This window comes from Acidaminococcus nyctereutis (assembly GCF_052216985.1).
Taxonomy (GTDB): domain Bacteria; phylum Bacillota; class Negativicutes; order Acidaminococcales; family Acidaminococcaceae; genus Acidaminococcus; species Acidaminococcus fermentans_A.
The window spans coordinates 21,203-33,913 of the sequence record NZ_JBQOUY010000014.1; the positions used below are offsets into that span (position 1 = coordinate 21,203).

Below are 12,711 nucleotides of genomic sequence, written 5' to 3' on the forward strand. Positions count from 1 at the left end.
ATCTGATTTGAATGCGGCTTCTGGGACGTGGTATTAGGCCGTTCCGGGAGATCGGGCGCTCTGCCGTACTCATGTGAAACAGCTTCCTAATGTGCGAAATGATCCGGGACAAATACACAGAGACCCGCAGATTCTGTGGGCCGAGAAGGGAGCCATGTGTCATGGAAAGAGAAGATTGGATTAAAACGGGTTTGGTTGCTGGGGGCGCTGTCCTGGGACTTCTGGGTGAACGGGTGGTGAAATCCAAGCTGGTGAAAAAGGCTTTGGTGAAGACCACGGCTGCTGCTCTGCGGGTGCAGAAATGTGCTGCGGAAAGCTCTGCCTCCCTCCAGGCTCAGGCTGACGATATCGTAGCAGCGGCCAAGGAAGAAAACCAGAAGCTGGAAGAAGCAGAAGCGGCAGAAAAAGCCAAGGAAGAAGCGGCGGCTGCCGTAGTTGAAGACGAAGCGAAGTAAGCTCTTTTCGTTGAGAAAGGAGCGGAAACGCCATGAAATTTCAAATCCAACATGAAACAGCCGGCCGGCTCCGGGTCCGCTGCCTGGCTCAGGAAGGGCGGAGTGTCCGTTCCTTCAGCCTGGAACAGGGAGCGGCCATCCTGGGCGGCCTGGAACGGGTCCCCGGGATCCGGAAGGTGAAGCTGTATTCGGGAGCAGCGGGCATTGCCGTGCTGTACCGGCCCGATGATCTGGGGAAGATCCGGGAAGGGATCCTGAAGGCCTTGGCCCGGCTGAACATGAACGATCCGGACCTGCGGAAAGCCACCAAAGAAAAGGCTGGAGCCCTGATGCTGAACCGGCAGTACCGGAACCGGCTGCTCACTCTCCTGGCCCGTCACTTTGCCTGCAAGTGGTTCCTGCCACTGCCTATCCGGATGGTCCGGGGCTGGTACCATACCCTGGGCTTTATCCGGCTGGGTCTGCAATCCCTGCGCCACGGCCGGCTGGATGTGCCGGTGCTGGACGCCACGGCCATTACTGCGGCCATGCTCCAGAAGGACATCAGTACCGCCGGTTCCGTAATGCTGCTGCTGCGGGTCGGGGAACTGCTGGAAGAATGGACCTACCAAAAATCTGTCCACGATCTGGCGGACAATATGTCCCTCCACATCGATACGGTGTGGAAAGTGGTGGATGGGACGGAAGTGGAAGTGTCCCTGTCCGATATCCAGGCTGGGGACCTGGTCAGCGTGAAGATGGGCAGTACCATCCCCCTGGATGGGGCAGTGGCCCGGGGAGATGCCATGGTGAACCAGGCGTCCATGACCGGGGAATCCCTGCCGGTGCACAAGACCCCGGGGCTTACTGTTTACGCCGGGACTGTGGTGGAAGACGGGGAAATCACCATCCGGGTGAAAGGCGGCGCCGGTTCCAACCGGTACGACCGGATCGTGCAGATGATCCAGGATTCCGAAGTATTCAAGTCCAACCTGGAAAGCCGGGCCAACCATCTAGCGGACAGCCTGGTGCCCTGGTGCCTGGGAGGGACCCTGCTCATCTATCTGCTGACCCGGAACCTGACCCGGGCCATGTCCATCCTGATGGTGGACTTCTCCTGTGCCCTGAAACTGTCCATGCCCCTGGCGGTGCTGTCGGCCATGCGCGAATGCAGTACCCACAAGATCACCGTCAAAGGCGGCAAATTCCTGGAAGCGGTGGCCCAGGCGGATACCATTGTCTTCGACAAGACCGGTACCCTGACCCTGGCCAAACCCAAAGTGGCAGATGTACTTTGCTTCAGTGGGTATGACCGTGCCACCGTGCTGCGCTACGCGGCCTGTCTGGAGGAACATTTCCCCCATTCAGTGGCCAACGCCATTGTGCGCCAGGCAGCGGAAGAAGGGCTGATCCACGAGGAAATGCACAGCAAAGTGGAATACATCGTGGCTCACGGGATCGCCTCCATGGTGGAAGGCAAACGGATTGTGATCGGGTCCGGGCACTTCATCTTCGACGACGAGAAGTGCGTGATCCCGGAAGGGGAAGAAGCCCTCTATGAAAGCCGTCCGGAGGAATATTCCCATATCTATATGGCCCTGGACGGCAAACTGGTGGCCATCCTCTGCATCCAGGACCCGCTCCGGCCGGAAGCGCCGGCGGTGCTCCAGGATCTGCGGAAAGCCGGCTTCAAGCACCTGGTGATGATGACCGGGGACAGCGAACGGACTGCCGCGGCCGTGGCGGCGAAAATCGGTGTGGATAAGTTCTATGCGGAGGTGCTGCCGGAAGACAAGGCACGGTTCGTGAAAGAAGCCAAAGCCAGCGGCCACCGGGTAGTCATGGTGGGGGACGGCATCAACGATTCCCCGGCCCTGTCCGAAGCGGATGCCGGGGTGGCCATTGCCGAAGGGGCGGACATCGCCCGGGAGATTGCGGATATCACCGTCTCCGCCCACGACCTGCGCCAGCTGGTGGTACTGAAACAGATCAGCAATCTGCTGATGAAGCGGGTGAATTTCAACTACGATTTCGTCGTGTCCTTCAATGCAGGCCTGATCGGCCTGGGGGTGATGGGTATCCTGCCTCCGGCCACAACGGCCCTGCTCCACAACGGATCGACCATAGCCATCAGTCTCCACAGCATGACGGATCTGATGGAAGCGTGAAAAAAGGGGCTGTGAAGAAATGGATTTTTCATTTCTTCACAGCCCCTTTCTTACGGCTTGAGCGGCCTCAGCACGAATCCGATCAGCCGGTCCAGCAGTTCTTCTGCTGGGTGCCCTTCTGGGTTCAGGGACAAGGGCCGGTCTTTTACCAAGAACAGCATTTCTGTGATGGCCGTCAGGATGAAGGTTACGAAGGCATAATCGTTTTCTTGGACAGGAGCCTGAAGCTCCTTTTGCTCTACCGCCTGGATCAGCAGCCTCTGGACATAGTCGCCCATCTGGATCAATTTATGCCAGGAATCCTCATCCAGGAGGCCGGAAGGGTTCAGCAGTTCCTGATACAGGATGATCATATGCTGCCGGGGATCCAGCTGGCTTTCTAAGATGGCGTGGAGATACTGTTTCAGCTTTTGGAGGGGAGTTTTTTCTTCCTTTTCGATGTTTGACTCCAACTGGTGGAGGACGTCCAGCTGGCTGTCGATGATAGCCTGGTACAGAGCCTGCTTGCTGCCGAAATGGTAGGAAATCAAAGCGCTGTTGCAACCGGCCAGCCGGCCGATTTCTTTGATGGAGACATTGTGATATCCTTTTTTATCGAACAGTTCCGCTCCAGCATCCCTGAGCCGCTGCATGGTTTCTTCCGAATTCCGTCTGTGCATGAGACTTCCCCTCTTTGCAAATAATTAGTTATGTGATTAATTTAATTATAGCGCAGAAAAAAGAGAGGGTAAAGGTAAAAACACCTGTTCGCTGACCTTCTTTTTTGTTATAATGGTAGGAGACTTTTACGAAAGGCGGAAACTGTCATGGAAACCATCTTGCTGGGGGCGGTATTGTGCGCCCTCCTTGTGCTCATCGTACTCTTGATCCAGCTCCAGAGGTCCTTGGGTTCCCAGGAGGAAATCAGGGCCCAACAGGCCCGGGAAGAGGCGGACCGGCTCCGGGACAGCCTGGATCAGAAGGTGACCCTGTCCATGAGTGTGGTCAGCGACCGGCTGGCTATGGTGAACCGGGGGCTGGGATCCATGCAGTCCCTGGCCCAGGGGGTGGGGGATCTGAAAAAGGTTCTGACCAATGTGAAGAACCGGGGGATCTGGGGAGAGATGCAGCTGGGAAACCTGCTGGGAGATATGCTGGCTCCGGAGCAGTACGGGACCAATGTGGCCATCCGTCCCCGGAGCCAGGAACGGGTGGAATTTGCCATCCGCCTGCCAGGACGGACCGGAGAGAATCCAGTGTGGCTGCCCATTGATGCCAAATTCCCTCTGGAAGATTACCAGCGGCTGGTACAGGCCCGGGAAGAGGGAGATGCAGACGCTGAGACACTGGCCCTGAAACAGCTGGAAATCCGGCTGAAAAGCGAGGCAAAGGACATCCGGGACAAATACATCGCGCCCCCTTATTCCACGGATTTCGGGCTGCTGTATCTGCCCTTAGAGGGCCTTTTTGCAGAAGCTGTGTCCCGGTCCGGCCTTCTTAGTGAAATCCAGCGGAAATATCGGGTGACATTGGTGGGACCGACTACCCTGGCCGCAGTGGTGAACAGCCTCCAGATGGGCTTCCGCACCCTGGTGGTCCAGAAACAGACCAGCCAGATCTGGCGGCTGGTGGCCCAGATCAACACGGACTTGGGAGCTTTCGAGACCGCCGTGGAACGGGCAGAAAAGAAGCTGGCAGAAGCCCAGTCTGCCATGGAGTCCGTAGGAGACCGTACGCGGATCCTGAAAAAACATTTGGACCGGGCAGAAAAATTTACGAAAGCTCTTGACAACAGTGGGGATAATGACTAAAATCGTAAGCAAGTGCTTGAACTGCCTAAATTGATATACTGAAGAAAATGTCCATGAAGGAACCAAGTACATAAGGCCTTTTCAGACAGAGAGCTGCTGGTTGTGGGAAGCAGCGGAAGGTCCTGTGGAATCCACTCCTGAGACGATGGGGGCAGCAACCCATCCGGCCAAGCCGTTATCCTGGAAATGAGGCTGCGCTGCAGCGAAATAAGGTGGCACCACGTGAGAGGTTCTCCCGTCCTTGACATACCCGTTTAGGGGGTCAGGCACGGGAGTTTTTATTTTGCCTTTCGGCGGAAAACAAGGAGAGAAAAAACATGGATAAGAAAAAAGTCATCGTGGTGGAACGGATTTCGGACAAAGGCGTAGAAATGCTGAAAGCCCAGCCGGATCTGGAAGTGGATGTAAAGTTCGATATCCCCCGGGAAGAACTGCTGAAAATCGTAGGGGATTATGATGCCATCATTGTACGCAGCGTCACCAAAGTCAACGAAGAATTCTATAAGGCCGCCAAGAATCTGAAGGTGGTAGGCCGTGCCGGCAACGGGGTGGACAACATCGATATCGATGGGGCCACCAAACGGGGAATCATCGTGGTGAATACCCCGGAAGCCAACGTAATCTCTGCAGCGGAACATACCATCGGTCTGATGCTGGCTTCCTGCCGGAATACGGTACGGGCCCAGAAGATGATTGAAAGCCGGGTGTGGGACCGGAAGAATCTGAAGGGCGTGGAACTGTACCACAAGACCCTGGGCATCATCGGACTGGGCAGGATCGGCACCCTGGTGACCAAACGGATGCAGGCTTTTGAGATGAAGGTCATTGCGTATGATCCCTATATCCCTGATGCCCGGTTCAAACGGCTGGGCGTAGAAAAATGCGAAACCCTGGATGAACTGCTGGCCAAAGCAGATGTGATCACCATCCATACTCCTAAGACCGAAGAAACCATCAATATGATCGGGAAGGAAGAACTGAAGAAATGCAAACGGGGTGTACGGCTGGTGAACTGCGCCCGGGGTGGCCTTTACAATGAACAGGCTGTGGCTGACGCCATCAAAGAAGGCCAGGTGGCCAGCATCGGGTTGGATGTGCTGGTGGATGAACCGAAACCGATTTCCCCGCTGATCGGTCTGGATCAGTGTGTCCTGACTCCCCATCTGGGAGCCGATACGGCGGAAGCCCAGGATAAAGTGGGGATTTCCATTGCCCAGGAAGTGGTGAACGTGCTGAAGGGACAGATGGTCCCCAATGCAGTGAACCTGCCCGCACTCCATCCCCAGGAACTGGAAGGGATGCTGGGGTATCTGCAGCTGGGTGAATGCCTGGGCAAGCTGTACTACCAGATGGAAAAGGATCCCGTGGACAAAGTAGAAGTGGTCTACGAAGGTCCGGCCGCCAACCTGGAAACGACCCTGATCACCCGGAGCATCCTGAAGGGCCTGTTCGATCCCATCCTGAAGGAACGGGTCAACATGGTTAATGCGGAACTGGCTGCGGAAACCCGGGGAGTAGCCGTGGTAGAAGGAAAAATGAACGGGGAGAACCGGTTGAACCGGGTAGCGGTGAAATTCTATAGCGGCAATAAGGAATTCACGGCGGCCGGGATGGTGGCACCGGATGAAACGCCCCATATCACGGAAGTCCAGGGATATCATTATGATTTGGTGCCGGAACGCTATATGATCCTGGCCAAGAACGACGACAAGCCTGGGATGATCGGCCAGATGGGGACTCTCTTGGGGGCTGCCCATGTGAACATTGCCAACATGCAGGTGGCCCGGAAGCCGAAGACCGGCAATGCCATGATGATCATGACCGTGGACAGCCCGGTGGAAAAGGCGACCCTGCAGATGATCGCCGGCCTGGACGGAATTCAGAGCGCCGATTTCGTGACGCTGTAAAAATAAGAGGGGGGACTGTTGCATGAGCAACAGTCCCCCCTCTTAAAATTCCTTCGTATCGAACACATGGAGCCCCAGGGATTCGGACAGGACCCGGAGGATCCGTTCCCCACCCACACTGTTCCCTTTTTTGTTCAGCATGGGACCAAAGGTGCCGATGCCGATGCCATGCCGGGCGATGGCACAGATGCCGCCACCCACACCGCTTTTGCTGGGCAGACCGATCTTCACCGCATATTCTCCTGATTCATCATACATACCGCAGAGCATCATCAAGGTAGTGACAATCCGGACGATGGTGGAATCCACCAGCTGTTTTCCGGTCTGGGGATCCACCCCGTGGTTGGACAGGACCATCCCGTAATGGGCCAGATCCCGGGCCGTCACCATGACGGAGCACATCCGGAAATACACATCCAGGACCTCTTCCGGTTCTCCATCCAGCACATTGTCGCTTTTCAGCAGGTAGGCGATGGAACGGTTCCGGGTCCCTGTCTTTTTCTCCGAGCGGTAGACTGACTCATTGAGCCCGATCCGGGGATTCCCGCACAAGGTCCGGACCAGCTCCAGGAAAGATTGGTAAGGGTCCGGTGTTTCGATGCAGCTGGCCGTCACGATGGCCCCCGCATTGATCATAGGGTTGAAGGGACGCCAGTCTTTCAGTTCCAGCTGGAGGATACTGTCGAAACGGTCACCGGTAGGTTCCATGCCGATCTTGCTGAACACTTTGTCATACCCGGCGGTCTGGAGAGCCAGGATCAGGGAAAATGTCTTGGAGATGCTCTGCATGGTAAAGGGGATATCATAGTCCCCGGCACAGTACGTGCTGCCGTCCTTGCGCATAAGGCAGACTCCCAGATTTCCGGAGTTGGCCTTGGCCAGTTCCGGGATGTAGCTGGCCACCCTGCCTTCGTATAATACATTCCTTCCTTCAGCCAGTGCTTTTTCCAGGATCGCCTGGATCTCTTCCTTGTCCATAACCATGCTTTCATCCCCCTTGGTGTTTCTATTGTCCGATACAGTATTGTGTAAATTATCTATCAATTCATTATAGCATATAGAAGGGAGGGGAAACAGATAGATTTGGCAGGCGGGAGGAGAAGAGATTCTCTTCCGGAGAGAATATGGAATGAACACCAAATTTTCTGGAAATTCAGTATTGACATCCCCAATTCGGTTTATTATACTAAAGCCGTAATACATCAGACAATCAGATGTCTAAGAGGCGACCGCAGAAAAGCAACACTTAGATTGTTGAATATGAAAATGAACTAAGATCATCACCAGCGCATCGCATCAAGGCAGAAAGAGGTCCATATGATTAGAGTCAATGCTACAGATATCGTCGTAAACTCCGTGAAAGACGCCCTTCATACGGGAAAACTGCATGTGGGAGACAGGCTCCCCAAAGAAGCCGATATGGCCAAAGAACTGGGCGTTGGCCGTTCTTCTCTGCGGGAAGGTATGAAAATCCTGGCGGCTTACGGAGTGATCGAGTCCCGTCAAGGAGAAGGGACTTTTGTGGTCGATCATTGTGCTCAGAATTTTTCAGAGTTCCTTGGCTTTTTTCCAAGCCAAGAGAATCGACTGCCGTTTTTGGAACTGCGGAGAGTCATCGAAGTAGGGAATATCCTTACCATCTATGACAAGGTCAGTGAGGAAGATTTTGCCGTCCTGAACAGGCTGGTATCGGTATTCGATGAGAAACACCCCGAAAAAGAGTATGTGGAAGCTGATAAACAATTCCATGCTTATTTGCTAGAACTGACGAAAAATCCCATGCTGCTGCAAATCAGCAAATTGTTGGAAAATATGCGGACAGAATTGCTGTGGAAGTTGTTTGAGCATGAAGAAATCATCGAAGATGCAAGGGTCGCTCATCACCGCATCTTGCAGGCTTTGAAATCCCGAGATCGGGTTGCTTGTGTGGAAGCTGTGTTGCAGCATCTGGATACGACGGCGAAACGCGTCGTCCTTATTTCCCAGGGTAACAAATAGGAAAGTTACGTGCAAGAAATCCAGGCGTTGGAAAGGGGGAATCATATGCGGACCAATAAAGGTCTGATGACCTGATTACTAACAAATAAAAAATGCAGAAAATAATAACAAATCAAACAACAATGCGGCTGTATTTAATGAAAATGGTTTGCTTTCCATTTGGAGAAGGTTGCAGCCTGTCACGATTCCTTTGTGGCAGGAAAAATAGCAAAACAATTTTTGTCAAGGGGGAAGGGCAATGAAGAAATCGTGGCAAAGGAAAAGCATGCTGGCAATGGCGTTACTTTCTATGAGTCTGCTGATCTTTACAGCTGGCTGTGGCGGGAATTCATCAGATAAGAAAGCTGCATCAACGGATAAACAAGGTGTAGTCACGTTATCCTGGGCCCATGGTTCTTCCCCGGAAGACCGATTGGGCAAGGCCAGTGAAAATTTCAAGAAGAATGTAGAGAAAAAATCGAAGGGGACCATCCTGATCAATCATTATCCAGCCAATCAGCTGGGATCGGAACGGGAAGTAATGGAAGGGGTTTCTCTGGGCAGCATCGACTGCGGGGTCATCTCTTCTGCTGTGGTTGCCGGTTTTTCCAAAAGCGTAAACGTGACAAATTTACCCTATATGATTGAAAACCGGCAAAAAGGTTGGAAAATCTATGACGGGCCCTTTGGGCAGAAGCTTGGAGCGCTGACGGAAAAAGAAGGCGGCTGGAAGTTCTTGGGATGGGCAGAAAACAGCCTGCGTCAATTTTCTAACTCCAAGAGAGAGATTCGTACTCCGGCTGATATGGTTGGCTTAAAGATCAGGACTCAGGAAAATGATGTGCATATGAAGATTGTCAATGATTTGGGCGCATCTGCTACTCCCATTGCGTTTGGTGAACTTTACACAGCGCTGCAGCAAGGAACTGTGGATGGACAGGAAAATGGCGTAGCGTTGACCTATTCCATGGGATTTGCTGAAGTCGTGAAATACATGACACTGCTGCCTCATATTTATGATCCGTATATCGTGGCTATCAGTAAAGAAAGCTGGAATAAACTATCTCCGGAACAGCAGAAGATCTTTCAGGAATGTGTGAAAGAGTTTATCAAAGATGAAAGAAACCTGAATGAACAAAATGATAAGGAATTCCTGTCCACTATGGAAAAGAAGAATGGACTGAAGACCTATACACCTACGGCTGCTGAAGCTGCTCAGTTCAAAGCAGCGACAAAAGATGTGGAACCTATGATCCGCAGCAAAGCGGGGGATGAAATCGTGGACGCTTTCAAAAAGGCAGTCGCAGAATCCTAAGGTGTCAGACGGAGCAGGAGTCGACGGAAAAGCTGGATTGGACGATTTTCCGCCGGCTCTTTCCGGAGAGAGGTGAAGACATGAAAAGGATCTTTGATTTTATCGATAATGTACCGGTCACCCGCTGTATTTCCAGCATCCTCATGATGGCCATGGCAGTGATCATGACACTGAATGTGGTCCTTCGCTATGGATTCGGCTTTTCGTTTAACTGGGGAGATGAAATCCTGCGGTATATCTGCGTATATATGTCTTTCCTGGGCATTGCGGCAGCCTGGCGGTATAATTCTCATGTACGGGTGGCCTTGTTCGTGGAAAAACTTTTTCCTGAATGCCTCAAAGTACCGACTCGGGTCCTAACCTATATCATAACGATGATCTTTATGGTGGCTTGTACGTATTTTGGCCTGGTGCTGGTGGAACGGATCATCCAGAGCGGGCAGATTTCTCCGGCTTTACATTTGCCGATGTATCTGCTGTATGGAATCGTGCCGCTGACCAGTATCCTTTCCATCATACAGCTGCTCCTGCAGCTTTTTAAGCATCAAGCCTATCGAAATCCGATGGAATGAGATGGACTGGATCAAGAATGGAAAGGGATTTTGCAAGTAAAGAATGAATTACTGAGAAAGGAAGGCAGCTATGATTACCGTACTGTTCGTCGGCTTGGCGGTCCTCCTGTTTATAGGAGTCCCCATTGCCGTCTGTATTGGAGGCGCCCCTCTTTTGGCCATGGCGGTGGCTGGAAACAGCCGGCAGATGTTCATCGCAGCCCAGCGGATGATTACCGCACTGGATTCTACGCCCCTCCTGGCCATTCCCTTATTCGTATATGCAGGGGTCATTATGGGAAAGGGTGGGATTTCCAAGCAGATCGTTGATTTCTGTTATGAACTTTTTGGATGGATCGATGGTTCTCTGGGTATTGTGGCCACCATCGCCTGTATGTTTTTTGCAGCGATTTCCGGATCGGCTCCGGCCACGGTGGCTGCCATTGGCAGCATCATGATCCCAGCTATGATCAATGATGGATATCCTCCAGGCTTTGCTGCGGCACTGGTGGCCTGCGGCGGGATCATCGGATGTATCATCCCTCCCAGCATTCCTTTTGTGAATTATGCCCTGATCACCGGGCAGTCCGTCAGTGAACTGTTTGCAGCAGGGGTGATCCCGGGAATCATCATGGGGCTGGCGCTGTGTTTGATGACATTTGTAAAAGCCCGGAAGAACCACTGGGGCAGCAAAACGGATGGTGTCCATCTGGATCGGGTGATCAAGACATTCTTTAAGGCCATTTGGGCGATCTTGATGCCGGTAATCATCTTGGGGGGGATTTACTCCGGAGTGTTTACGCCAACGGAAGCGGCTGCCGTGGCTTGTGTCTACGGATTCCTGGTGGCCTGGCTGGTGTACCATGCGCTGAAACCTAGTGATATGATGGAGATTTCTTTCGAAGCGGTGAAAACCTCTGCCATGATCCTCTTTATCGTGGCGACGGCCAATATCTTCAGCTTCATCGTTTCTACGCAGCAGGTTCCTATGAAGCTCTCTAATTTGGTACTGGGGATCACCCACAGCAAATTCCTGATCCTCCTGCTGATCAATATCATCCTGCTGATCAACGGATGCTTTATGGAAACCACGGCTTCCACCTTCATCTATACACCGATCCTGTATCCTTTGATCAAAAAACTAGGGGTGGATCCTGTCCAGTTTGGCGTGATCATCGTGATGAACTTGACTATGGGGCTGGTGACACCACCGTTGGGCATTAACCTTTTTGTTGCGGATGGATTGGATAAACGAGTGAATTTCAATGAACAGGTCAAGAATGTCTGGCCGCTCTTTATTGCACTGGTCGCGGTGCTGATGTTGGTTACCTATGTGCCAGGATTTTCGACGTTCCTGGTTGAGCTCATGCGTGCCCATAAATAATTTGGAAGGGGGAAGATCGATGAAGAGTTTTATGTTTAAAGTCCCGCAAAATGTCGTCTTCGGGCAGGGGGCTCTGAAACAGCTGCCTGATATCTTACAAACAGAAAATGCGTCTTCCGTATTTCTGGTTGCTGATAAAGGCCTGCAGCAGGTGGGGCTGGTGGATAAGACGAAAACAATCTTGGCGGAAAAAGGAATCGCCTGTCAGGAATTCGTCGATCTGTCGGTCAATCCTACGGTAGCGAATGTGGAAACTGCGACGGAAGCGTTCAAAGCATCCGGGTGTAAAAGCATTGTGGCCCTGGGCGGCGGCGGTCCTATGGATGTGGCAAAATCGGTAGCTATCCTGGTGACTTATGGGGGAAAGATCACGGATTATGCCGGATTGGGAAAAGTGCCTGGTCCTGTCTTACCTTTAATCGCTATTCCTACGACCGCTGGGACTGGCAGTGAAGTGACAGCTTCCTCTGTGATTACGGATGAAAAGACCCATTTCAAGATGGCCATCATCAGTTACAATATCTGTCCTACCTACGCGCTCCTGGATCCGGAATTGGTCATGACAGTGCCCCGTTCGGTGGCAGCCGCCTGCGGTGTCGATGCTTTCATCCATGCTATGGAAGCTTATGTATCAAAGACCTCGTCACCTTTCACGGATGCCATGGGGGAACATGCCATGCGGATGATTGGCGGTAATATCCGGCGCTATGTGGCTTCCCGGGATGATGAAGAAGCAGCTTCCAATATGCTGGTAGGGTCCATGTTGGCAGGATTGGCTTTTGCCTGGGGGAAACTGGGAAATATCCATGCCATGAGCCATCCGGTCAGCGGATTTTTCCATGTGGCCCATGGGGTAGCCAATGCCATCCTGATGCCGGCTATCGTGGAATACAACGCGCTGGCCGATCAGGGAAGATACCGGGTAATCTATGATTGTATTACCCAGGGGGCTAAAGCGGATGCTTCTTTTGTTCCTGAAATGCTGGTGGAAGAATTACGGAAGCTGAATCGGGAATTAGGGATCCCGGAGAAGCTCTCCGATGTGGGAGTGACAGAAGATAAAATCGGCGTGATGGCCATCGATGCCATGAAAAGTGTCAATGTTGTGGTCAATCCGCGGCAGACGACGATCAAGGATATCGAAGCGCTGTATCGAAAATTATTGTAAAAAAATAAGTCTGATGA

Annotated in this window: 11 protein-coding genes; 9 read left to right on the top strand and 2 right to left on the bottom strand. The window is 52.6% G+C overall.

All coding sequences use genetic code 11. The features are described 5' to 3' along the window. Positions 1–161 precede the first annotated feature (161 nt). Both ACTUHY_RS07975 and ACTUHY_RS07980 read left to right on the top strand, forming a co-directional pair. Positions 162–455 (top strand): DUF6110 family protein, encoded by a 294-nt coding sequence (locus tag ACTUHY_RS07975; RefSeq protein ID WP_442827296.1) that lies wholly within the window; start codon positions 162–164, stop codon positions 453–455. A gap of 32 nt (positions 456–487) precedes the next feature. Then, positions 488–2,602 (top strand): heavy metal translocating P-type ATPase, encoded by a 2,115-nt coding sequence (locus ACTUHY_RS07980; protein WP_442827297.1) that lies wholly within the window; start codon positions 488–490, stop codon positions 2,600–2,602. A gap of 50 nt (positions 2,603–2,652) precedes the next feature. Here ACTUHY_RS07980 and ACTUHY_RS07985 read toward each other — a convergent pair whose 3' ends face one another. Next, the gene (locus tag ACTUHY_RS07985; RefSeq protein ID WP_442827298.1) at positions 2,653–3,261 is read right to left on the bottom strand and encodes a TetR/AcrR family transcriptional regulator; all 609 of its coding nucleotides are present in this window, start codon (positions 3,259–3,261) and stop codon (positions 2,653–2,655) included. A 147-nt stretch (positions 3,262–3,408) separates the two neighbouring features. Here ACTUHY_RS07985 and ACTUHY_RS07990 point away from each other — a divergent pair, with 147 nt between their 5' ends. Both ACTUHY_RS07990 and serA read left to right on the top strand, forming a co-directional pair. Continuing rightward, positions 3,409–4,392: a DNA recombination protein RmuC gene (locus tag ACTUHY_RS07990; protein WP_442827299.1), complete on the top strand. Its 984-nt coding sequence runs from the start codon at positions 3,409–3,411 to the stop codon at positions 4,390–4,392. Positions 4,393–4,709: 317 nt separating this feature from the next. Next, the gene (gene serA / locus ACTUHY_RS07995) at positions 4,710–6,299 is read left to right on the top strand and encodes a phosphoglycerate dehydrogenase (RefSeq protein WP_442827300.1); all 1,590 of its coding nucleotides are present in this window, start codon (positions 4,710–4,712) and stop codon (positions 6,297–6,299) included. Positions 6,300–6,341: 42 nt separating this feature from the next. Here the strand turns inward: serA and glsA are convergent, their stop codons facing one another. Further along, positions 6,342–7,283 (bottom strand): glutaminase A, encoded by a 942-nt coding sequence (gene glsA, locus ACTUHY_RS08000; RefSeq protein WP_442827301.1) that lies wholly within the window; start codon positions 7,281–7,283, stop codon positions 6,342–6,344. A 333-nt stretch (positions 7,284–7,616) separates the two neighbouring features. Here glsA and ACTUHY_RS08005 point away from each other — a divergent pair, with 333 nt between their 5' ends. The 5 genes from ACTUHY_RS08005 (at position 7,617) to ACTUHY_RS08025 (ending at position 12,694) form a co-directional block, all read left to right on the top strand. Further along, positions 7,617–8,297, top strand: a complete 681-nt coding sequence (locus ACTUHY_RS08005; RefSeq protein WP_442827302.1) for a FadR/GntR family transcriptional regulator — start codon at positions 7,617–7,619, stop codon at positions 8,295–8,297. A 289-nt stretch (positions 8,298–8,586) separates the two neighbouring features. Next, the gene (locus ACTUHY_RS08010) at positions 8,587–9,591 is read left to right on the top strand and encodes a DctP family TRAP transporter solute-binding subunit (protein ID WP_442827303.1); all 1,005 of its coding nucleotides are present in this window, start codon (positions 8,587–8,589) and stop codon (positions 9,589–9,591) included. 80 nt (positions 9,592–9,671) lie between these two features. Further along, a complete protein-coding gene (locus tag ACTUHY_RS08015; protein WP_442827304.1) occupies positions 9,672–10,163 on the top strand; it encodes a TRAP transporter small permease in 492 nt (163 codons plus the stop codon). A 70-nt stretch (positions 10,164–10,233) separates the two neighbouring features. Continuing rightward, positions 10,234–11,526, top strand: coding sequence for a TRAP transporter large permease (locus ACTUHY_RS08020; RefSeq protein WP_442827305.1), 1,293 nt, complete (start codon positions 10,234–10,236; stop codon positions 11,524–11,526). 31 nt (positions 11,527–11,557) lie between these two features. Beyond that, positions 11,558–12,694 carry an iron-containing alcohol dehydrogenase gene (locus tag ACTUHY_RS08025; RefSeq protein WP_442827306.1) on the top strand — a complete coding sequence of 379 codons (1,137 nt, stop codon included), beginning with the start codon at positions 11,558–11,560 and terminating at the stop codon, positions 12,692–12,694. Positions 12,695–12,711: the final 17 nt, after the last annotated feature.